This is a genomic window from Pedobacter petrophilus, assembly GCF_009674725.1.
In the GTDB taxonomy this organism is placed as follows: domain Bacteria; phylum Bacteroidota; class Bacteroidia; order Sphingobacteriales; family Sphingobacteriaceae; genus Pedobacter; species Pedobacter petrophilus.
On record NZ_WKKH01000006.1, the window covers coordinates 136,815 to 159,855 of the forward strand.

The window sequence follows — 23,041 nt, forward strand, 5'->3', positions numbered from 1 at the left end:
AATATGAATAATTTAGAAGAAGAAATATTCTGCCTCAATTTCGAATTAAATAGTTTTGCAGAGGTTATGATAAAACAGGAATCCGAAAGATGGCTTCCTTCATTTGCGCACAACGTTGTAGAACATGACCATATAGAGAGATATAACCTCGCTTCAAAATATGTAAAGGACAAAAAAGTATTGGATTTAGCCTGCGGAGCTGGAAAAGGAACTTCTATATTAGCTACAGAAGGTAAAGCAAAAAGTGTTTTGGGGGGTGATTTGAACATCAATGCGGTTCGGTATGCAACACATCGCTATAAAGAGGAAAACAATAGCTACCAAGTTATTGATGCTTTAAATCCAAACCTTGAACCTTCTTCTTTTGATGTTGCTGTAAGCTTTGAAACTATTGAACATCTGCCAGACCGAGATCGTTACTTGAAGAACGTTAAAACATTATTAAAAAGAGATGGAGTATTTATTGTTTCCACCCCTATATCATCAAAACCTATAGACGATAAACCTGAAAACCCTTATCATCTAATTGAGTGGGGGTTTATAAATTTCCAGAATTATATTAAGACCTATTTCGACATTGAAGAAGTTTATATACAGCTCTATCCTAAAAAAGCGCATCTTCAATCCGGCTTATATAATAGAACTATGAGAAAATTAGGATTTAAAAACTTTAAGAATCAAGTTCAGGAACAATTTATCTCAAAACTCGAAAAATTCGAAAATCAGTATTTGTTAAGTGAGATTGGTTATGATAGGATAGGTTACCAAATACTGATATGTAAAAATAGATGATAAATCTAGCTATCATTATTCCTGCATATAAAGAAACCTATATGGAAAAGGCATTAATTTCCATTTCAAAACAAACGAATAAAAATTTTAAAGTATATGTTGGCGATGATTGTAGTCAATACGCTATCAAATCAATATGTGATAAATTTAAAAACAAGATAAATTTATCGTACCATAGATTTGATACAAATTTAGGCAGAAAAGACTTGGTTTCACAATGGCATAGATGCATTAATTTAATGAATGATGAGAAATGGATATGGCTTTTCTCAGATGATGATTTAGCAGATCAACATTGTGTAGAAAAATTCTACGAGGCACTGAAGGTAACTAACTCCTTTTACGACGTTTACAGATTTAATACAACAGTAATTGATAGAGATGATAAGTTTATTTCGCAGGCAGTAGAAAGTCCGCAGTTAGAAAATCCGATGCGCTTAACATTGAATATACTGAAGTGGAACAGAGGAAATTCGATGCCTGATCACATCTTTAAAAAAGCTAAGTATAATGAGTTGGGAGGCTTCATTAACTTTATTCAAGCTCAAGGAAGTGACTGGGCCACTTCAATTAATTTTTCATACCCAAAAGGGCTTTATACAATTGCTGGACCCCATGTTTACTGGAGACAAAGCGGTCAAAACATTTCCTCAGAAGCATCAAGGAATAAAGCAAAGCTAATTTTCGGCCACCTACAATTTATATCTTGGGTAAACGAAAGATTTAAAAAAGAAGATGAAACAATTTATGGAACTAAAATTTCTGAGATTAAACAAGAATCAAAAAACAATCTGGAAATGGTAATCAAATTCCATTACAAGGGGATTCCGTTTCTTAAGTTTTTTAATATATCTATGAAGATTTCCTCAATTTTTAAGGAATCAATATTTAAGTCAGCATGGTTTTGTTTGAAGATTAATTATCGGGTTTTCAAATACAAGTATTAAGATGCAGAAAGTCAATACTTTTATTTCTATAATCATTCCCACCTATAATTCTGCTTTAACTATCTCTAAGTGTATAAATAGCATATTAACTCAGTCTTTTGCAAATTTTGAAATTATAATTCAAGATGGAATATCTAAAGATAAAACTCTGGATATTATTGCCAATTTTAAAGATAAAAGGATAATAACTTATAGCGAAGCTGACCATGGAATTTACGACGCGATGAATAAGGGAATTGATAAAGCCAATGGTAAATGGTTCTATTTTCTTGGAAGTGATGATCAGTTATATAACAATGATGTTTTTCGAAAAATCTACGAAATCACTAAAATTACCAAAGAAAAAGTGATTTATGGTAATGCATTGATAATGGGGAATGCGGGCTGGGCAAAAAATCGGCAAATTTATGATGGCGAATTTAACTTAAAAAAAATCCTGAAAAGGAATATTTGTCACCAGGCGATTTTTTACAACCACTCATTATTTAAAGAAATAAGATTTAATCAACAATATCATGTTTGTGGAGATTATGATTTAAATCTTAAGCTTTTTTCACAACACCGTTTTAAATTTATTGACTTTATAATTGCAATATTTAACGGCGGAGGAACTAGCGTAGTAGCAAAAGACAATCACTTTAATCTTGCAAATTGTATCATAGATTATTTTTACCTAAAACTTTACAAATCTGAATTTTCACATTTAAAAAATGTCATACGCTCTAAAGCAATCACCTCTTCAAAGCTTTCGGCAAAAGTTTATTTAAATGCTGTGTATCTAAAACATAAAATCTGTACCAATGCCGACTAAAATTAAACCTATCGCTATCCACCTACCCCAATTTCATCCCTTTAAGGAAAATGACAATTGGTGGGGAAAAGGTTTTACAGAGTGGACTAACGTAACCAAGGCTAAGCCGCTTTTTAAGGGGCACTACCAACCCCATAGGCCTGCAGATTTAGGTTATTACGATTTAAGACTGGAAGAAGCAAGACAAGCTCAAATAGCTTTAGCAAAAGAATTTGGGATCTTTGGATTCTGCTATTATCACTATTGGTTTAACGGTAAATGACTGATGCATGAACCTCTAGATAGGATGTTGAAAAATAAAAAAGAAGATTTTCCTTTTATGTTTTGTTGGGCTAATGAGAATTGGACGAGAAGATGGGATGGACAGGAAAATGAGATATTAATTAGGCAAAACTATAGTGAAAAAGATACTACTGAACACATGGAATTTTTGTGTAAGACCGTATTCAACGATGAAAGATATATCAAAATAGAAGGTGCTCCTGTTTTTATAATTTACAAAGCTTCAATTATTCCTGATGTACAGAAATTTATTAACAGTGGAAATAGAATAGCCAAGGAACATAATTTTCCGTCTATCTATTTTCTTTGCATGGATAACTTCATCACTCAAGATGCTTCAACTTTAGGTTTTCAAGGAAGTGTCCATTTTCAACCAGACCATCGGTATTTAAAAAAAGTTCAGGAGAATTTTTTTGGAAGAATTTTAAACAAGCTAAGAATTAAGTCTTCCTTCTTAATTAAGAATCATTACCAGCTTTATAGTGACTATGTATCTCGAGTCCTAAAATACGATTTCACAATATCTAGAAATATATTTCATGGAATTACTCCGGGCTGGGATAATAGCCCAAGAGTAAAAAAAGGAGCACTAATATTAGACAATTCTGATCCTGAGATATTTAGATCCTGGCTTAAGCATATTATTGCAATTGAACTTAACAGAGAAAGAGATGAAAAGTTTATATTTATTAATGCATGGAATGAATGGGCCGAAGGAAACCATTTGGAACCTTGCAAAAGATGGGGAACTGAATTCTTAAAAGTAATTAAAGAAGAATTTGGATAATATGATTGCCTTCACCATATGTGCTAACAATTACTTAGCTAAAGCCTGTGTACTTCTAAAATCTATTAAATTACATAGTAATATAAAAGTTTATCTATTCCTGGCAGATAACAAGGCAGATGGTATTGATTATAATTCTTTAGGATTCGATAGTGTGATTGTGCCTGAACAATTGGAAATTGAAAATTTACAATGGCAGTTAGAAAATTATAATATTATCGAATTTAACACTGCACTAAAAGGACCAGCATTTAAATACTTGTTTTTAAAGACATCGGCAGATATTATATATTATTTTGATCCCGATATTAAAGTTTACCAGCCTTTAGAATCATTTAATAATTTCTGGAATGGTAAATCAATACTTCTTACGCCACATATTTTATCTCCCATTCCTTTTGATGGTTTATTTCCAGGAGAAAATCTCTTTTTAAATCATGGTATTTATAACTTAGGTTTTCTAGGTTTAAAGCGATCGGTAATGGCTAACAATTTCTTAAACTGGTGGAGCGAAAGATTAGCAGAAAAATGTATCATAGATCTGAATGAGGGTTATTTTACAGATCAGATATGGATCACGTTAGTTCCTTTACTGTTTAACGATGTAACTATTCTTGGGCATCCAGGCTTTAATGCTGCATACTGGAACCTGCATGATCGCTATATTATTTTTAAAGATGGCAAAGCCGCTGTGAACGATGCAGAAGAACTGTATTTTTATCATTTTAGCAGCTTTGATGTAACACTCCAAAAATTAGTGCCATCTGATAATGCACGATACAATTTCAACAATCGAAGTGAAATGACTGCACTTTATGAAGATTACCTGAATGATCTAAAGCAATTTGAAACAGCAAACTATAAATCTTTTTTATACTTCGATGGTCTTTATCCAAAGCCAAAAGGAAACAATATTTCTTTGATGGATAGAATAATAAGAAGAATACGCCGATAGTATTATGAATTTTCTTTTTATCTCTGAAAACTTACCTATAGATACCTACGCCAGCGAAGTTGTATTCTACCGGCACTTTAAGAAATTAGTAGAAAACGGGCATTCTGTTCATATTTTAACAGATCAAAATTCTTATACCAATAGGAAAAAGGATCTATGGAGTAAATTCAAAGTGCATATTCTACCAAACAGAAAATGGTATTATTTGCCATTTAAACCTTTCGGAATACTTAAATATATACGATTTTCACATTACTATTACACTTATACAAAGAACCTCATTGTAGAACAAAAAATAAACAAACTCATTGGTTACATTAGTGGCAATTTTTTAATGGCATTTGCTGCATTTGTTCAAAAGAAAACCAGCCTCCCGCTGATTAGTTTTTTTCATGATGATACCAATGAACTGAACTTTGATGACGATAAAAAATCCATTAATCACAATACCATCGAAATTTTAAATGCGAGTGCTAAAGTTTTTATTGCATCTGAAGCATTCAAAACTAACTGGAGTAAATATTCTCATAAATTTTGCTTACTATATCCCATACCAACAGATAACATAACTTCAAAATCTATATACCCAAAGCTCACAAATCTTGAAATAGGCTATTCTGGCAGTGTCTATAATGAGATATTGCCTTCATTAGAGAAGTTTTCTGGCTACCTTGCAGAAATGAATGCTAACCTTACAATTATTGGAAACAATGAAGCGGTTTATCAGCTTTCAACACAGTATAAACAGGTTACTTGCCTGCCTATGTTCGATACCGCTAAAGAAGCCAATAATTACCTGATAGTAAATTGTAATATCTGTCTGATAGCCTACCCTGAAAACATGATTGACATGCCCTGGATAAAGACCTGTTTTCCAAGTAAATTTATTCAGTATTGCATGCTGGGTTTGCCTACGTTAATTATTGCACCAATTGATTCTGCTTTGGGTAAATGGTGCACTCAGAACAGCTGGATACTATATTCTGAAAAGTATGATATTAAACTGATTAACCAGTTATTACACCAGGCTTTAACAAATGAAGACGTAGCAAAACAGGTTAAGCATCTACGAAATAAAGTATTTAACCCTAATATTTTACATCAAAATTTTGAAGAAACATTAATAGCCTAATAATTTAACAGAAACTTTTATTTTGATTCAGAACATCATTAATCATCTCTACCGGTATCCCACATCAAAATGGAAAACGATCCAACGTTTCGGTGGATTGGTCAGTTATAAAAAAATGCTGGCCGGAAGAAAAGCAATGATGAAAGCAAGTAAAGTGCTTCCCCCAATTATTTCAGACGGAGAAGGACATAAAATCTATTTCTTAACTGGCAAAAATTATCTTTACCAGACGCTATTTTGTGCCTATTCTTTAATAAAAATTTCTAAAACTCCATTCCAGTTTATACTGATAGATGATGGAACATTTGATCAAAAATTAAGTACCCAGGCGAATAAACAAATGCCAGGTGTAAAGATTATAACAACGAAAGAAATAGAAAACAACCTGGAATTGAAATTGCCGATTGCTAATTTTCCATATTTGCATTACAAAAGAAAAGTTTATCCTCATATTAAAAAACTAACTGATATCCATACTATTGGAAATGAACCTCACAAACTGGTGTTAGACTCAGATATGTTATTCTGGAATGACCCTGCGGAAATGATTAATTGGCTGAAAAGCCCAATAGGAAGTCTGCACATGGCTGATTGTGAAGAATCTTATGGCTACAGCATCAAATTAATGGAATCACTTTGTCAAACTAAAATTCCAGAACTCATAAATGTTGGCGCTATCGGTCTAAATTCAGCTACTATAAATTGGATTGATGTGGAGCATTGGGCGAAAACGTTAGAAGAAAAAGAAGGTGCATCTTATTTTTTAGAGCAGGCATTATCAGCTATGATTATCGCAAATCAGCTAAGAACAATATTAGCCCCACAAGATTACATCGTTAATCCAAAAAACGGAAAAGAAAGAAAAAAAGTTTTAGGCCATTATGTGGATTTGTCAAAGAAAGAATATTTTCAGACTGCATGGCTGTAACCACAAATTTAGGCCTCGTTTCATTTTGCATTCCGGCTTATAATGCTGAACGTTATATACGGTTCACCCTTGAATCAATCTTAAATCAATCTTATCCAGAGTTTGAAATTATAATTATTGATGACCACTCAACCGATCAAACATTAAACACTATTAGGCATATAGAGGACAAGAGATTTATTATCCAAAGTGCAGAAAGGAAAGGCGCTGCTGCTGCTAGAAATCAGGCGTTATTTTTGTCCAAAGGAAAATACATCATTTTTTTTGACGCCGATGACTGGATTCCTCCCAATTTTCTGGAAAGTCAGCTAAGCATGTTGCATTCAGAAATGGAAGTTGTAGTCTGTAAATGGGGAAGATTTTTCAATAATGACATTATTAATACTAAAATCAATCAACAGCAAATCCAAAAAGATTTAAATTTTAGAGAGTGGATATTAAATTATTGGAATAACAATACATCAATGACCTGTCCTGGTAGAATATTAATTCCAAAGGTCTTAATAGACCAAACAGGTACATGGGACGAGTCACTATCGCTAAATGATGATTTTCAATTTTTTTCACGAATCTTTAGCCAATGTAGCATAATCAGGTTTAATGATTTAAGCACTTTTCATTATAGATCAGGAATAAGTGGATTATCGTCTCAAAAGGGGCAAGTAGCCTATACTTCTTTTTATAGGAGCTTAAATTCTGGGATTGATTTAGCCCTTAATAAATATTATGATGACATTTTAATAAAGCGTGCGTGCGCAAATTTGTTGATGAGTTTTATTTATGAATGTTATCCAAACCATTCAGCGCTCACAGCAGAAGCGGAAGTAAAAATAATAGAGCTTGGGGGTGCTAATTGCAGATTCCCTGCGGCTGGAAAGACGAAAATATTAAGCAACTTTTTAGGCTGGAAAATGGCTAAGAAACTCAAATCACTAATTTATGAGAGGTAGATTTTCAACAAGTAGAAACGAAACATTGTCTTTTATACAATATCTTAACTTGCCCAAGGCATTCTATTTAGCAATCTTAAGAAAGTATTTCAAAATATACCCTAAATTACCATGGATACCGTTTTCTGCTGCCAGTAAATTGAATGAAATAATTAAACCAAATTGGATCATCTTAGAAATCGGTGCTGGAACATCTACTTTATGGCTGGCAAATAGGTCGAAAAAGGTAACCAGTATTGAGGCTAGCAAAGAATGGTTTGATACACTTAATTCAAAAATCAAATCTAAAAAAATTGGCAACATTGACTTAAGATTTGAATGGACCGCAGAAAAAATGTCTGATTTTAATGAGTATCCGAATAATCATTTTGATCTGATTTATATTGATGGAGGACCTCGTGAATTATGTTGTATAAACGCAATTCCGAAGGTTAAAAAGGGTGGGTATATCTATTTAGATAACTCAGACAGTGACGTACTTTCTGGAAAGGGTGCAGAAATACTTCAAGATTATGTTAATAATCCTTTGAACATAGAAAAGTTCATAGATTTTGTTCCAGGTAATTTCATGATCAATGAAGGTTTATTAGCTAGATTAGTTTGAAAATAGCCATCATAGCAGATCCGGAACTGCCGGTCCCTCCACTGCTCTACGGCGGTATTGAACGAATTATTGCAATGTTGGCGAATGGCTATGTCAACTTAGGTTATGAGGTAAGTTTGTTTGCACATGCTGATTCTAAAACAGCGGCAAAACTTTTCGCCTATACCGGAAAAACGAGTAGGCGTTTTTCAGATATCTTACAGAACTCATTTCTAATTAATAAGGAATTATTAAGTCATCGCTACGATATCATTCACAGTTTTGGCAGACTGATTTATCTATTACCTCAATTGCCTTTAAGTGTCCCTAAATTAATGAGCTATCAAAGGGAACCTACCATTAGCCAGGTTAAAAAAGCCAAAAAAATATCTAGAAGCAATTCGCTGGCCTTTACAGGATGTAGTGCTTACATCAGTAATCAAATACTACCCTATGCCCCAGCCTATCCAATTTTTAATGGTGTAGATCTAGCGTTTTATCATTTTAATAATGAAATTTCAGCAGATGCGCCATTAGTTTTCTTAGGTAGGATAGAGCCTATAAAAGGAACCCACACTGCCATCCAGGTAGCATTGGCAACCAAAAAGAAATTGGTAATTGCAGGAAATATTCCAAATGAATATATCAACTATTTTGAACAGGAAATCAAACCTCATTTATCTGATGAGATCACCTATATTGGTGCGGTAAACGATGAACAAAAAAATAACATTCTAGGTTCAGCACTGGCACTTTTAATGCCAATAGAATGGGATGAACCTTTTGGTATTGTGATGGCTGAAGCAATGGCTTGCGGCACTCCAGTGATCGGTTTCTATAGAGGTTCGGTACCAGAGGTGATTATCAGCGGAGTAAATGGATTTAGATGTAATACCCTGGAAGAAATGATTGTTGCAGTTAAATCTATAGGAACAATTGACCGAAAAACAGTTCGTGAAGATGCAGCGCAACGCTTTTCCTCTCATGTAATCATTAATCAATATTTGGATCTTTATTCTAAACTTATCAATAGTGAAGATTTCAATAGCTAACCCATCAGTAGCACCACATGTTAAACAAAATGTTACTGCCTATTTTGATAGCGGCGACTTAGATACCTTTTATACAACTTTCTTTTCACATCCGGCAAATAAATTTTCTGTTCTATTATCAAAAATTCCAGGGCTTAAGAAAGAGCTCAAAAAGAGATCGTTTGATAGTATACCAATAGAATATTTTGCAAGCAAACCGCTTTTGGAAATTGCAAGAAGCATATCTGCCAGAAAACTGAGTGCAAAAATCACAGATGCCGTCTGGCATCATGCCGAACTGTCATTTGATAAATGGGTTGCAAAACAAATTGAAGCTGGAACGATAGATGTGGTACACACTTATGAGCACTGCGCACTTGCTACATTAAAAAAGGCGAAACAAAAAGGAATTTACACAATCTATGAGCAGCTAAGCCAACACCACGCATTTTTTACCAAGCTAGCAAACCAACAATTACTGTTGTATCCTGATTTAAGAACGATTGATAACGATTTATTGGTAAATGATAAGGCTAAAAAGAGAAACGTTAGACGAGACAACGAACTGAAACTTGCAGACGTTACTTTATGTAATTCTTCTTTTACTAAAAAAACTTTAGTTGACGCCGGCATTGACGAAGGAAAAATAACGGTAATACCACTGGCTTTTCCTAAACCGATAAAAAAAGTTAGAAACAGAAGTAAGAACGAACCCGTAAAGTTCTTATATGCAGGAAATCAGTCATTGAGAAAAGGTATTCACTTATTGTATGAAGCCTGGAAGACCTGCAACTTTAAAACGAATGAAGCCGAGTTATGGTTGATTGGAAAAATGCAACTTCCTGAACATTTGAGAATGGATTTGCCAGGAAAAGTGGTGATAAAAAATACGATTCCGCACGAAGAGCTTCTGGCGCTATACAGTGAGGCAGATATTTTTGTTTTACCAACGCTGGCAGATGGATTTGGAATGGTGATTACCGAATCTATGTCGCAGGGTACTCCAGTAATTACCACAGAAAACAGTGCTGGTCCTGATATAATTAAACATGATGAAAGCGGTTGGATTATACCTGCTGGGGATCTAAATGCTTTGGTTAAACAGATGAAAACAATCGTTGAAAATGCTGCAGCGTTAGATAAGTTCAGTACCGCCGCATTAATGAGTGCTCATCGTTGGCAATGGCCTGACTACCGGAAATTGCTCAGTCAAAAAATAAGTTCATTATATAAGATGAACCTAGAAAGCTTCAATGCAGTCTAAAAAAATCTGTTTAATTACAACCGGACATATTTCTTCTAATCCAAGATTGATAAAAGAAGCGACTTCACTTAGCAATGCCGGATTTGAAGTCCATATAGTTTTTACTCAGTATGTAGAGCACCTGGTAATTGAAGATCTTAAGATTTTATCCTCGCATTCGAATTGGACATATGATCAGTTATTATGGACTCCTATCAATATGCTATTGAGATTTAAAACAGCAGTTTTTCAAAGAATTGCCAGATCAATTTATCCTGTGATCAGATTTAGGGAGTTAATAATTAACCGAAACTATGCCTGGCAACTTAAAGCAGCTAGAAAAGTTAAAGCAGATTTATACATTGCTCATAACCTTGGCGCTTTACCAGTCGCCGTAAATGCGGCAAAAAAAAATCAAGTCAAATGTGGTTTTGATGCTGAAGATTTTCATAGAAATGAAGTTAGCGGCGACCCCAATAGCTTTGATGTGAGATTAAAAAAACACATTGAAGACAAATACCTGAAAGAAATAGATTATTTTACTGCAGCGAGCCCTTTAATTAGCAAGGCTTACAAAGACTTATATCCAGATTTAAATCCAATACTAATCAATAATGTATTTGAAATAAAACATCAACCAAGACTGAATGCAAATATAAATTCGAAATTAAAACTATTTTGGTTCTCACAAACGATAGGTAAGGGAAGAGGATTAGAAGATGTATTCCAAGCAATTAACCTCATTAAAAATCCACTAATTGAATTGCATTTGCTTGGAAATTTATCAATTGATGACCAAGAATATTTTAACAACTTAGCTCATTTCGATATACAATACCACCAGCCTATTTCGGGCAATGAAATATTTGATCTGGCAGCAACATTTGATATAGGTTTAGCGCTGGAAAGAAATACCCCATTAAACAGAGATATTTGCTTAACCAATAAAATCTTCACTTACTTAATGTCTGGCTTAGCCATTATCTCCTCTAATACGCAAGCGCAACAAAAATTTATGGAAGAAAACCCCAACATTGGCAAAATATATCCGATTGGGAATGTGAATGCATTGGCAGATATTATTGTTGATTATTTCAATGATAGAACATTATTAAATCACTATAAAAAGAACGCATTCCATTTGGCAAAATCAAAATATAACTGGGAGATGGAACAAGAGAAATTCTTAGCAATTATTAAAACAGTTATTTAGTTGAAAAAAGTTCTCATCATCTCCCCCTACTTTGCCCCAGTTAATGCCGCGGATATGCAACGGATTAGGATGAGTCTCCCCTATTTTGCTGAATTTGGATGGGAACCTACTTTGGTGATGGTAAACCCAAAATATACAGATCTGCAAACTGATGTGCTTTTAAGTGAAAGTATACCCTCAAATGTAAAAATCCATCAGGTAAAAGCCTTTTCAAAAAAGTGGACGAGCAAATTTGGTATAGGAAGCATTGCTTTACGCGCTTTATGGTTCTACAAACAAAAAGTGAATCAAATCCTTCAAACAGAAAAGTTTGATCTGATTTATTTTAGTACCACTCAATTTCCTGTACTCATTTTGGGCCCATATTGGAAAAGAAAATTTAAGATCCCATATGTTATCGATATGCAGGATCCATGGTTTTCTACTTATTATGAAGATCAGCCGAAGGCCGAAAGGCCCGCTAAGTATTGGTTTTCTCACCGTCTTGATAAATACTTAGAACCAATCGCCTTGCAAAAAGCTGATGGGTTAATTAGCGTTTCGCAAGGCTATCTTGATACATTAAACGAGCGTTACCCAAGGTTAAAAATAGTACCTCAACAAGTAATCACTTTCGGTGCTTATCAAGAAGATTTTGAGATTGTTCGAAAAAACTGGAGTATATTCAAATTACCTTTTCAAAAAGATAAAGACCTCATTCATTTGGTCTATGTAGGCCGTGGCGGACACGATATGAAAGATGCAGTAACCTTGTTGTTCAATGGATTTAAAAAAGGCCTCGCCAATCGATACGAAGATTTCAGTAAATTAAGGTTTCACTTTATCGGCACCAGCTATGCACCTATTGGTACTGGAATTCAAACGATAAAACCAATAGCGGAAGAAATGGGCATTTCAGCATATGTGGAAGAAAAGACCGATCGTATTCCATTTTTTCAGTGTATTTTCACACTGCTGAACGCAGATGGTTTAGCTGTGATTGGGTCGAATGATCAACAATATACCGCATCAAAAACATACCCTTATATTTTAGCAGAAAAACCATTGATTGCATTCTTACATACAGAAAGTAGTGCAGCGAAAATTATTAAAGACTGCCATGCCGGCAAGGTGTTTTCAACAAATAAAGAAGATTCAGATATAGCAGAAGTTAGCAAAGAACTATATTCAATGCTTATAGAAAAGAAAAGTCCGGAGATTAATTGGTCAGAATTTGAAAAATATAGTGCTAAAAATTTGACAAAGAAACAATGTGACCTTTTCAATCAGGTTATAGACAGCCAAAAAACACAGAATTAATTGAAGTCTTTAGCCATCATCGTTACTCACCCTATTCAGTACTATATACCTGTTTATCAGCAACTGGCAAAAACATGCCGTTTAAAGGTATTCTATACCTGGGGAGAACAAGGGGCGGCCTCAAAATACGATCCAGATTTTCAAAAAACCATCTCCTGGGATATTCCTTTGTTAGATGGCTACCTATACGAATTTGTAAAAAATAGCGCTAAAAATCCGGGATCACATCATTACAAGGGAATCGTTAATCCAGACTTGATCAACCTACTCAAAGCGTTTCAGCCAGATGCCATTTTAATTTACGGCTGGGCATATCAAAGTCACCTGGCTGTGATGCGATATTTTAAAAGTAAAATCCCAATTTGGTTTAGGGGAGATTCGACCTTGCTGGATGGAACAAGCACCATGCGAAAAATGTTGAGAAAGGTTTTTCTAACCTGGGTTTATAAGCATGTAGACATTGCTTTTTTGGCAGGCACCGCTAATCATGAATATTTCAAAGCATACGGATTAAAAAAGAATCAACTGGTATTTGCACCACATGCTGTTGATAATAACAGATTTGCAACTGACCGATCTTCAGAAGCCTTAAAATTAAGACAAAACTTAGGCATTTCAGTGAGCGATACCTTAATTCTATTCGCTGGGAAACTCGAAGAAAAAAAGGACCCTTTACTGTTATTGCAGGCTTTTGTAGAAATTGATCAACAATCGCCCCAAAACGAACAACGATCTACTAAAAACCTCCAACAAACAACGAAAAACGAAAAACGACTAACGAATAACGACCAACCAAAAACGACCAACGACCAACCAAAAACCTCCAACACACACCTTTTATTCGTAGGAAACGGCGCGCTCGAAGAAACCCTGAAAGCGCAAACATTACAACATAAAAAACAGAACGTTCACTTCCTTGACTTTCAAAATCAAAGTCAAATGCCAGTAATTTATCAGGCTTGCAATTTATTCTGTCTACCTTCACGAGGGCCGGGAGAAACCTGGGGATTGGCCGTTAATGAAGCAATGGCTGCAGGAAAAGCTATTTTTGTCTCTAACCGTGTGGGTTGTGCAGGAGATTTGATTTCCGGTGGACTCAACGGTGAAGTATTTAATGCTGGCGATTTAGTTGATCTCAAAAATAAACTTCAGAAATTATTACTGGATCCGGCGCATTTACACCAGATGGGAGAAGAAAGTAAAGAAATTATCGAACATTGGACATTTGAACATCAAGTGGAAACATTTGCAAAAACATTAAATGAAGGGCACTAAGCACATTTATTATATTCTTTTATATTTACCCTACCTGCTCAGCGTAGTTTTTCGTTCCTTGCCCCATAGTTCCTATTTAATTGCATGGTTAGGGTCTTTCTTTATTTTCTTTGTTTGTTTCAAGGGATTTATAAAAAAACTTCCAGATGATTTACCCCTGTTTGAGCAGTTGCTGAGGCCCGTCTTCTTTCTCCAAATTGTATTTGCAGGTTACATGGCCTGTACGTCCATCTTTTTCTATATAAATACGCTGGGTTATGAATATTTCAGCTATGTTGGGAATAAAAGTTTTATATCAGAAGACATTTACAAATCAATTGCGCTTTGTCAGCGATATTATGTTTTGGGCCATGCTGCACTAACCCATGGATTACTTGCAGCAATGAGCGATCCACAAGAGAAAAAGTATCGGATTTATGCCCCATCCATGAGTAATTTGCTGCTCGGCATTTCAGTTCTGTGCCTCCCTATTGGCTATTTATTTTCAAAGGTTGGGAGCCTAAACCAGTTTAGTATTCAATTAAATGGGTTAAGTTTTGTTGCAGGAACCATTGCACTTGCATTTGCCATTCGCGAAAATAAGCGGGTTAACCTTTTAGCATCGTCCGGATTATTTGGATTAAATATGCTCTCAGCTTTAAACTCTGGTTTTAAAGAGCCAATTATAATCTGTGCATTGCTATTGGGAATCTTTCTGCTCCCGGTTTACGGGAAAAGAGTATTACCCGTACTCTTTTCCGTTTTGCTGGTGCTATTTTTTGTCCTTCCAACTTTTATCGGAAATTTCAGAAAAATCCAATCCGAAGGAGTTGATGCCTCAACCGCAAGAGATAAAAGCCTTGATCAAATTATAAACAATGATAATCTGGCAAAAGACTTGCAAGAAGATAACTGGGAATTTTTAACCGGCCGTTTATCGGAGATCAGTATGTTTATCAAGTACACAGAATCTACCCCCTATTTTATTCCCTATTATAAAACCAGCTTGTTTACCAACGCATTGCAAACCATTATTCCCCGCTTCTTTTGGCCGAACAAGCCCGATGTTGAACAAATGGTAATGGATCGGGTTTACGCAGCTAGGGTGGTTGATCAGCAAAGTGTTGTATCTGCAAAACCGGCATTTATTGTAGATTGTTACCTTTCTTATGGTGGAATTGGAATTTGGATAGGTTTATTTCTTTATGGCTTTATTGCACAACGCCTATCTGCAATGGCCGAAAGAATGTTCGCTGGCTACTTTATGGGTACAGCGGTAATGTTTGCGGGTTTATTTCAGATTTTATGGCGGGGAAATAGTTTGGAATTTCTGGTAAATGCCGTCTTCTGGAGTCTGATTACAATGTTCATTATTCAAAAGATTTTTAAAGCCAGGGGAATTCTTTATAAAGTTGATTAGTCGATTGAAAATTCTCCACATTACTGCTTCTTATAAACCTGCTTACATTTATGGTGGCCCCATTCAAAGCGTAGGTAAACTTTGTGAAGCAATTGCTATAGAAGCGCAACAAAATGGCATAGACCTGGAAGTGTTCACCACAACAGCCAATGGTTCTACCGAACTTGATGTGGATACCAGTAAGCCAGAGGATGTGAATGGCGTTCTTGTCACTTATTTTAAACGGTGGACAAAAGACCACAGCCATTTCGCTCCTGAACTACTCTTGCAGGTATGGAAAGTACTTCGTGCTGAACGGAATAATCAAAAAATCGTTGTACATATTCACGCCTGGTGGAATCTCGTTTCCGTTCTCAGTTGCCTCATTGCAAAATGGCATGGGGTTCCGGTGCTGCTCTCGCCCAGAGGCATGCTTACGGGCTACAGCCAAAACAACCGACATTCGTTCTTCAAAAGCTTAATTCATAAAACAGTAGGTGCGCGACTTTTAAAATATTGCCACATCCATGCCACTAGCCGGCAGGAAGTAAAAGACATTAATCTTATTTTCACACCGAAAACTATATCTGTAATCCCAAATTTGGTGCAAACTTCGGAGAAACAATCAAGCTACACAAACTTAAATTCAGCGAATGAACCTAATCTGTTTCGCATAATTTTCTTATCCCGGATAGAGGAAAAAAAGGGATTGGAACTTCTTTTCGATGCATTAGCACACCTAACAACATCATGGGCGTTAACCATTGCCGGATCTGGAGAAGAAAAGTATGTTGCAGGCCTGCAACAGAAAGCTACACAATTAAAAGTGGATCATCAGATAAAATGGATCGGTCAGGTTTCCAACCAGGATAAATTTAACTTGTTGGCCCAGCAAGATTTACTGGTGCTCACTTCGTATAATGAAAACTTCGCAAATGTGGTGATAGAGAGCCTGAGCGTGGGTACGCCAGTGCTCATCTCCGATCAGGTTGGCCTGTCTGATTATGTGCAGGAAAAAGATTTTGGCTGGGTTACGTCACTAGATCCGGCAGCTGTTCAGAAATCGTTATCCAGCGCAGCTGATGATCATAACAAACGAAATCTCATCCGCCAGGAAGCACCAATAATTATTGAGAACGATTTTAATGATGCCCGTCTCGTGCAAAAATATTTAAACCTATACCAAAACATTACCAATTGAGAAGTCCCATCGCCGTAATTATTTTAACGTTTAATGAGGAAAATAATATTAACGACTGCCTGGAAAGCGTAAAAGACTTTGCTGCAGAAATTTTCATCGTCGATTCTGGCTCAACAGATCAAACCCTGGAAATCCTCTCGGAATATCCGGTGCAGGTTTTCCAACATCCTTTCGAAAACTACAGTCAGCAACGAAATTGGGCACTTCAAAATCTCCCCATAACAAACAGCTGGGTGATTAACCTCGATGCAGATCAGCGACTAACAGAAGAATTTAAAACTGAAGTAAACCAGCACCTTAACAGTGGAAAATTAGAAAACATTAACGGCTTTCTGGCCAGTAGGAAAACCATGTTTATGGGCAAATGGATTAAGTATGGCGGCCACTACCCTACTTATCATGCCATGACATTCAGATTGGGTAAAGGAGTATGCGAACAAAAACTTTACGATCAGCATTATCTTGTTGAAGGAGAGATGATTAAACTGAAAGGAGATGTAATTGACCTGATTACAGAGTCGTTAAGCACTTTTACCCTGCGGCACGACAAATGGTCGACCCTTGAATCTGTTCAACAGTTTAGTAATGTCAATTCTTCAACGGCAACAATATCGGGTAAATTCAAAGGAGACTCTATGCAACGCAGGCGGTATTTTAAAAACCTGTATGAAAAACTTCCGCTGTTTGTACGGCCGGTACTTTATTTTATAGTGAGGTATTTCTTTCGCCTGGGCTTTTTAGATGGAACCCGTGGTTTGATCTTTCACTTTCTGCAGTGCTTCTGGTTTCGGTTCTTAATCGATGCCAAAATTTATGAACTTCGTAAAACAAAAAACAAATAAACCAGCAAACATGACCGATACTACCGTTAAAGACGCCAAGAAACAAGCTGATAGGAAAGCCATCAAGTTTATTGTGGGATTATTTGTTCTCTACATCCTTTTTAGCCAGGGAAATTTATTTATGTATAGCGTAATGACGCCGACCGGGCGTTTTTACAATCCTTACCTCGCCGAACACTTTGATTACATTCAGGGTTTAAAAACAGCTTTAATTACGCCAGCCGTATGGATTATTAAGTTATTTGGCTTCTATGCCATCCACAACGAAATGGACGTTTTAGTAGTTAATGGCCCCTATCTTCGAATCAATTATTCTTGCCTGGGTTTAGGCGTGATGAGTTTTTTAGCGGCTTTTGTTCTTGCCTTTCCTGCATCCTGGAAATCAACCCTCAAGATGTTAATCATCGGCCTGATCACCATCTATATTCTTAATGTATGTAGAATTGCCGGGCTTGGCTTGCTGTTCGGGTATTTCCAGAGTCAACGCAATTATTTCGATTATCACCACGAAATCTTCAATGTAATCGTTTATATCATCATATTTGTGATGCTTTACATCTGGATCAGGAAAAATACGGTAAAAGGTTAGAAGGTTGCAGAAGTTTTTCATTGTTGTTTGTTTTCGTTGATCGTTTTTCGTTGATCGTTGATCGTTGTCGGTTACCACTTTAGTTTTCAACTCTTACCTTTTCGCTTCCTTAAAATAAAAATGTTTTGTTAAAAACACAATTAAAGAAAAATTTTAATACCGGAGATTTTCAGATCGGGGCTTCTGGTTTGAAACAGTTGTTATGGTATTTTACCGACGTATTTTTTTTCAGGACGAAGGTTATCCCTTTTAGTGCTGTACTGGTATTTCTACTTCGCACATTTGGAGCCAAAATTGGTAAAGACGTTCGCGTCAAACCTGGGATTCAGGTAAAATATCCCTGGAAATTAGAAATCGGCAATAATTGCTGGCTGGCCGATTGTTATATCGAAAACCTGGATTGGGTAAGAATGGGAGAGAAATGTTGCATCTCCCAGCAAGCCATGCTTATGACTGGAAATCATAATTATAAGAAAACAACCTTCAATTTGTTGACTGCGCCTATTGTGTTGGAAGATGGTGTGTGGATGGGTGCAAAATCAGTAGTCGGGCCGGGAATAAAATTGTATTCACATTCAGTACTAAGTTTGAGTAGTGTGGCGGTCAGCGATCTCGCCGCTTATACCATTTATCAGGGAAACCCGGCGGTGAAAGTCAGGGATAGGGAAATCAGCTAAGTTTAAGACGTTAAATGTATGTAGAGCCACTTTGTGGCTTTTTTTATGCCCCAAATTTCCAAGAATCCGAATCCATTTGTTTTTGCAGCATAGATAAGGATCAGGCAGAAAAGTTGGGATGAATCAATTTTAAAGCGAATGCGTTACCAATTAATTTAAGTTTCAACACAGCATTCTTTAAATACTGGTTAATTTATACATATGAGTGGATTGGCCTGTAGATAACACACCACAAATAGAATATAAAAGTAATTTTAATCATAAAAACAAAAAAGGACTAATTATACTTACAATAAACTATCAAAAATAACGTCTTACCTGACTTAATATAGCAACAAAGTACTATCTTGCTCATCACTATGCAGTTGTTGAACTTTCTGGTTAGCATTACATGTTTTTTTCTCTTGTTATTTTCCGTCCACTTGCTTTTCGCAAAAAAAGGGAACAAAAGACAAAATTTGTTGCTTGCATCTATATTCTTTGCCCGCTTCGGGCAAATCTTCACTTCGCTTGTAATAAAGTCGGGTTCTGAGCATGCACTGTCATTAATTTTTCAACTCTTCAGTCCACTTTATTTTGCTGCGCCAGCCTGCTTCTATCTGTATATTACTGGCTTTATCCATAACCGACATAGGTTAACCAAATTAGAATTACTGCATTTTCTACCTGCGCTGCTCGCCATTATACATGTAATCCCCTGGCCGGGTTCAAAAATTTTAAACTGGACTTTAATCACTGCCCAACTTCGTGACAGTGGATATCTTTTTTTGACAGCTGAAAACGGATTGTTCCCCGCTTATTTTCAGTCTGCTGGTCGGCCGCTGCTCACCGTAATTTATCTCATCCTTTGCTGGCACGCCATTCTAAAGTTTAAGATGAAAGATGATCAGGTAAATCATGATGATCATGGCCGTAGCTGGATCATTTTTCTGCTCAAGGTAGCTACCTTTTTTCAGCTCGCCGGATTGATTCCGATTGTGTTGAAATTCCTGAACATCCCTCTTCATCACTCGTTCTTTATCATCTCAAATTGCATTATGCTGTTGGTTATTTTAATGTATGCGCTCCACCGTCCGCATATTTTTTATGGATACCTGCTTGTTGCGATAGATTGGGATACAAAAGAGCCGCCAGCGGAAATGCCTGTCTCAAGTCAGGAAAAAGTTACTGAGCCTCTTTTATTAATGGCTATCGAACGCCCTAAGGTTAAAACACATAGGCAGAAAAAGCTTAATCTTTCTCCAGCACAAACTGCAAATTATGCACTTTTGATTAAGGAGGTGATGGAAAGTGAGCAAATGTATCTTCAACCTGGCCTGCAAATTATTGATCTGGCCACGAGAGTTAATATCCCGGTGCACCATTGCTCGCATGTGATCAATAATTATATTGGCAAGAATTTCCGCGATTGGATTAATGGTTACAGAGTGGAATATTTTCTCCGCCAATATCCCCTGCAAAGTGATAAAATTACCATCGAAGCCATTGCACACGAGTCTGGTTTTAAAAGTCAGGCCACTTTTTATAACGCTTTTAAGAAAGAAAAAGGCGTAATGCCAACTGTCTACTTCTCTCAGGGAACTACTGGGGGTGCCGTGTAGCCTATTTCGTCTAACGGTTGAACGGTTAGAGAGAAATGCCATAGAAAAAGTAAGTTCTGATGTGATTGCAATTAACTTTGATTACATATTATACAAGCAAGTTTGTTTCGTGCCCTGTATAACAGTTGTCTATTAATTTCTCTCCCAATCTATCCCAAAGTATATGAAAGTATGCCTAAAAAACCATTCATTTATGCAACCCCTGTTCGATTTCATGGAACAGTTTCACCCACTATCAGAATCATTTCGAATGCAATATATCGAAGCGTGCGAACTTCTGAATGTTAAAAAAAACAAATTTATCCTTTCGCCAATTGATACTAATGACGCTGCTTTTTTCTTGTTAAAGGGTGTAGTAAGGGCTTTTGTAAAAGAAGGCAAAAAAGATATCAGTACGCGTTTTGGTTTTGAAAATGAATTTCTAGAAGCCATTCAATGTCCCGGCGATCCTTCTGATTATTCGATTGAATATCTGCAGGCGCTGGAAAATTGCCAACTCATCCGGATTCCTTATAAACTGATTGATTTCCTTTATTTAGAATACCCGGAATCGCATATAATAACCAGAAAGCTTTTAGAAAGCAACTATCACGCAGCCTCAGAAAGATCTATTCTAGCGAGAATACCAACCGCCATGGGCAGATATTTGAAATTTGAAAGCGACCATTCAGACATGAACCGGATTCCCCAACGTTATCTGGCCAGTTACCTGGTTATGCGTTTAGAAACTTTGAGCAGAATGAGAAACAAAGCAGTAGACGATCGATTGCTGAAAATGGCTTAAATAGTCAAACTTATGTTTAATTAAAAGTCCTGACAGTTTCCAATAGCTACCTATTGTTTAATTTTTCCCGCAACCAAAGATATCCGTAAGGTACTATCTGGATTTCGCTTTGATCAGCTTTATAAGTTTTTCCTGTTAAAAGATCGGTAAAAGCAGCTTGTGCAGGAAGCTTGAACCGGGAAGCAGCAGCCCCATATTATGGACGGCCATGACTTTACCCTTTTTTACCTTTAAACACATTTGCCGGTATAGCCGCTGCCTTCACATCAAGTACGCGCCAGTCTGCAGTGCTAATTTCAGCTGCAAGTTTCCATTTATCATCAACTGATAATAAACAGACGCAACTTCGTACTGGTACCCATGTTCATCAGACAAATTTTAGCATGTTGATTAATCAATAGCTGATGAATTTATTCAATGTGATAGTAAGTTATCCGGGATAGGCATTGAAAAAGTACCTCCCTAACTGGGTATATCTACCCTTTTTAAGCTTAATCACCTATTTATCCGGGTGATTACCAAACCCTCCTAAAATTTTTGGTGTTGTTTTTACAATGTTTACCTAAAACAAGCCCTATGAAAAAGCTAATTATTTTCATGTTATCCTTGTCACTAGCCTTGCCAACAATTGCGCAAACCCGACAAGATACCACCAGAAAGAAAACAGAAAAAAGAAAACCTGCAAAAAGGAACAAACCTGCAAAAAGGGATACCGCTACGCGGGATACTATGCGACGTGATACGGCAACAAAAACACTTCCGCCACAATAGTTTAAGAACAGCAAATGCTATGATCATTTGATAATGAAAGATCCGGCAAGAATGAAGTTCCATTATAATTAACACTGCTCGTTTTAAACCTTAAACAGTTACCTATGACAGAAAATGAATTTGCTATGAGTGTGAAAACACATGCTAAATCGTTGATATCGCATGCATTTAAATTCACCAAGGACCTCGACGATGCAAATGACCTCGTTCAGGATACGCTCGTTAAAGCTACACGATTTGCCTACAGGTGTGATTACCAAACCAACACCAAAGTCTGGCTTTTTGTAATTATGCGAAATACATTTATTAATAATTACCACAAGAATGTGAAGCACAGGAGTCGCGTGGTGCGTGAAGATGAGGTACCTGCAAGTCAAATGACTTATGGCGCCACAGCCAACGCTGCCGAAACCAGTTTTGCCATGGAAGACATTAAGAAGGCACTAAGCAACATTCCTGAAATGTATTCCGTGCCATTCATCAGATATTTTGAAGGCTATAAATACCAGGAAATTGCTGATGAACTTAATTTGCCATTGGGAACAGTTAAAACCTATATTCACCATGCCAGGTTAAGATTAAAGAAAATGCTGAAGCAATATAAAAACCGCTAATTAGCCAGGCGGCCGAACTTACTGACGCTAGATCTGCAGGATAATTACAGGTCTATAGTTGGTCATTTAACCACAGATGAACAGGATAAAACACAGATTTAAAGTAAGTGTATAGTTGATCTTTTAACTATCAATTGCAAAACCTATGCCGATAGATAAGTAAATAGGGCTTTTATCCGTGTTAATCTGTGCCTATCTGTGGTTAAAAACTCTGCTCCTTAAACAGCTAAAGCACGCAGCTTCATAATCTATGCAAATAGACTTTTATCCCTGTTGATCAGTGCCCATCTGTGGTTAAAAATTCTGCTCCTTAAACAGCTAAATTACCCAGCTTCATCAACTCTATTTCTCCCTTC

The 23,041-nt window shown here is 36.3% G+C and carries 22 protein-coding genes and 1 pseudogene; all 23 read left to right on the plus strand.

The features are described 5' to 3' along the window. The first annotated feature begins 3 nt into the window (after positions 1 to 3). The 23 genes and pseudogenes from GJU39_RS05905 to GJU39_RS06015 all read left to right on the plus strand — a co-directional run bounded on the left by GJU39_RS05905 (position 4) and on the right by GJU39_RS06015 (position 22,685). Positions 4 to 792 (plus strand): class I SAM-dependent methyltransferase, encoded by a 789-nt coding sequence (locus GJU39_RS05905; RefSeq protein WP_154279777.1) that lies wholly within the window; start codon positions 4 to 6, stop codon positions 790 to 792. Further along, a complete protein-coding gene (locus GJU39_RS05910; RefSeq protein WP_154279778.1) occupies positions 789 to 1,739 on the plus strand; it encodes a glycosyltransferase family 2 protein in 951 nt (316 codons plus the stop codon). The genes GJU39_RS05905 and GJU39_RS05910 overlap by 4 nt, the downstream gene beginning before the upstream one ends. Position 1,740: 1 nt before the next feature. Beyond that, the gene (locus GJU39_RS05915; protein WP_154279779.1) at positions 1,741 to 2,550 is read left to right on the plus strand and encodes a glycosyltransferase family 2 protein; all 810 of its coding nucleotides are present in this window, start codon (positions 1,741 to 1,743) and stop codon (positions 2,548 to 2,550) included. Continuing rightward, a pseudogene (locus GJU39_RS05920) lies at positions 2,540 to 3,619 on the plus strand (glycosyltransferase WbsX family protein). The gene GJU39_RS05915 and the pseudogene GJU39_RS05920 overlap by 11 nt, the downstream one beginning before the upstream one ends. Before the next feature lies 1 nt (position 3,620). Next, positions 3,621 to 4,574 (plus strand): hypothetical protein, encoded by a 954-nt coding sequence (locus GJU39_RS05925; RefSeq protein ID WP_154279780.1) that lies wholly within the window; start codon positions 3,621 to 3,623, stop codon positions 4,572 to 4,574. A gap of 4 nt (positions 4,575 to 4,578) precedes the next feature. Next, positions 4,579 to 5,706, plus strand: a complete 1,128-nt coding sequence (locus GJU39_RS05930) for a glycosyltransferase family protein (protein WP_154279781.1) — start codon at positions 4,579 to 4,581, stop codon at positions 5,704 to 5,706. A 136-nt stretch (positions 5,707 to 5,842) separates the two neighbouring features. Beyond that, the gene (locus tag GJU39_RS05935) at positions 5,843 to 6,634 is read left to right on the plus strand and encodes a glycosyl transferase (RefSeq protein WP_154279782.1); all 792 of its coding nucleotides are present in this window, start codon (positions 5,843 to 5,845) and stop codon (positions 6,632 to 6,634) included. After that, positions 6,625 to 7,584: a glycosyltransferase family 2 protein gene (locus GJU39_RS05940; protein ID WP_154279783.1), complete on the plus strand. Its 960-nt coding sequence runs from the start codon at positions 6,625 to 6,627 to the stop codon at positions 7,582 to 7,584. The genes GJU39_RS05935 and GJU39_RS05940 overlap by 10 nt, the downstream gene beginning before the upstream one ends. Beyond that, on the plus strand, positions 7,574 to 8,188 hold the full coding sequence (locus GJU39_RS05945) for a class I SAM-dependent methyltransferase (protein WP_154279784.1): 615 nt from the start codon (positions 7,574 to 7,576) through the stop codon (positions 8,186 to 8,188). Before GJU39_RS05940 ends, GJU39_RS05945 begins: the two co-directional genes overlap by 11 nt. After that, positions 8,185 to 9,219, plus strand: coding sequence for a glycosyltransferase family 4 protein (locus tag GJU39_RS05950; RefSeq protein ID WP_154279785.1), 1,035 nt, complete (start codon positions 8,185 to 8,187; stop codon positions 9,217 to 9,219). The genes GJU39_RS05945 and GJU39_RS05950 overlap by 4 nt, the downstream gene beginning before the upstream one ends. Then, positions 9,200 to 10,462: a glycosyltransferase gene (locus GJU39_RS24175; protein WP_154279786.1), complete on the plus strand. Its 1,263-nt coding sequence runs from the start codon at positions 9,200 to 9,202 to the stop codon at positions 10,460 to 10,462. Before GJU39_RS05950 ends, GJU39_RS24175 begins: the two co-directional genes overlap by 20 nt. Then, complete coding sequence (locus tag GJU39_RS05960; protein WP_154279787.1) at positions 10,452 to 11,654, plus strand: glycosyltransferase family protein; 1,203 nt, start codon at positions 10,452 to 10,454, stop codon at positions 11,652 to 11,654. The genes GJU39_RS24175 and GJU39_RS05960 overlap by 11 nt, the downstream gene beginning before the upstream one ends. After that, a complete protein-coding gene (locus GJU39_RS05965; protein WP_154279788.1) occupies positions 11,655 to 12,953 on the plus strand; it encodes a glycosyltransferase in 1,299 nt (432 codons plus the stop codon). Further along, entirely contained in the window at positions 12,954 to 14,228 is a 1,275-nt protein-coding gene (locus GJU39_RS05970; RefSeq protein ID WP_154279789.1) for a glycosyltransferase family 4 protein, read from the plus strand. It begins immediately after the preceding gene. Then, entirely contained in the window at positions 14,215 to 15,627 is a 1,413-nt protein-coding gene (locus tag GJU39_RS05975) for an exosortase Y-associated Wzy-like protein (RefSeq protein ID WP_154279790.1), read from the plus strand. The genes GJU39_RS05970 and GJU39_RS05975 overlap by 14 nt, the downstream gene beginning before the upstream one ends. A 4-nt stretch (positions 15,628 to 15,631) precedes the next feature. Continuing rightward, positions 15,632 to 16,807 carry an XrtY-associated glycosyltransferase XYAG1 gene (locus tag GJU39_RS05980; RefSeq protein WP_167515646.1) on the plus strand — a complete coding sequence of 392 codons (1,176 nt, stop codon included), beginning with the start codon at positions 15,632 to 15,634 and terminating at the stop codon, positions 16,805 to 16,807. Continuing rightward, positions 16,804 to 17,649 (plus strand): glycosyltransferase family 2 protein, encoded by an 846-nt coding sequence (locus GJU39_RS05985; RefSeq protein ID WP_154279792.1) that lies wholly within the window; start codon positions 16,804 to 16,806, stop codon positions 17,647 to 17,649. Before GJU39_RS05980 ends, GJU39_RS05985 begins: the two co-directional genes overlap by 4 nt. Positions 17,650 to 17,659: 10 nt before the next feature. Beyond that, positions 17,660 to 18,238 carry an exosortase Y gene (xrtY, locus tag GJU39_RS05990; protein WP_167515647.1) on the plus strand — a complete coding sequence of 193 codons (579 nt, stop codon included), beginning with the start codon at positions 17,660 to 17,662 and terminating at the stop codon, positions 18,236 to 18,238. A gap of 125 nt (positions 18,239 to 18,363) precedes the next feature. Further along, positions 18,364 to 18,915, plus strand: a complete 552-nt coding sequence (locus GJU39_RS05995; protein ID WP_154279794.1) for a WcaF family extracellular polysaccharide biosynthesis acetyltransferase — start codon at positions 18,364 to 18,366, stop codon at positions 18,913 to 18,915. 461 nt (positions 18,916 to 19,376) lie between these two features. After that, a complete protein-coding gene (locus GJU39_RS06000; RefSeq protein WP_167515648.1) occupies positions 19,377 to 20,516 on the plus strand; it encodes a helix-turn-helix domain-containing protein in 1,140 nt (379 codons plus the stop codon). Positions 20,517 to 20,766: 250 nt separating this feature from the next. Next, entirely contained in the window at positions 20,767 to 21,300 is a 534-nt protein-coding gene (locus GJU39_RS06005; protein WP_154279796.1) for a Crp/Fnr family transcriptional regulator, read from the plus strand. A gap of 576 nt (positions 21,301 to 21,876) precedes the next feature. Continuing rightward, positions 21,877 to 22,071 (plus strand): hypothetical protein, encoded by a 195-nt coding sequence (locus tag GJU39_RS06010; protein WP_154279797.1) that lies wholly within the window; start codon positions 21,877 to 21,879, stop codon positions 22,069 to 22,071. Between the two features lie 104 nt (positions 22,072 to 22,175). Beyond that, on the plus strand, positions 22,176 to 22,685 hold the full coding sequence (locus tag GJU39_RS06015; RefSeq protein WP_154279798.1) for an RNA polymerase sigma factor: 510 nt from the start codon (positions 22,176 to 22,178) through the stop codon (positions 22,683 to 22,685). The last annotated feature ends 356 nt before the right edge of the window (positions 22,686 to 23,041 follow it).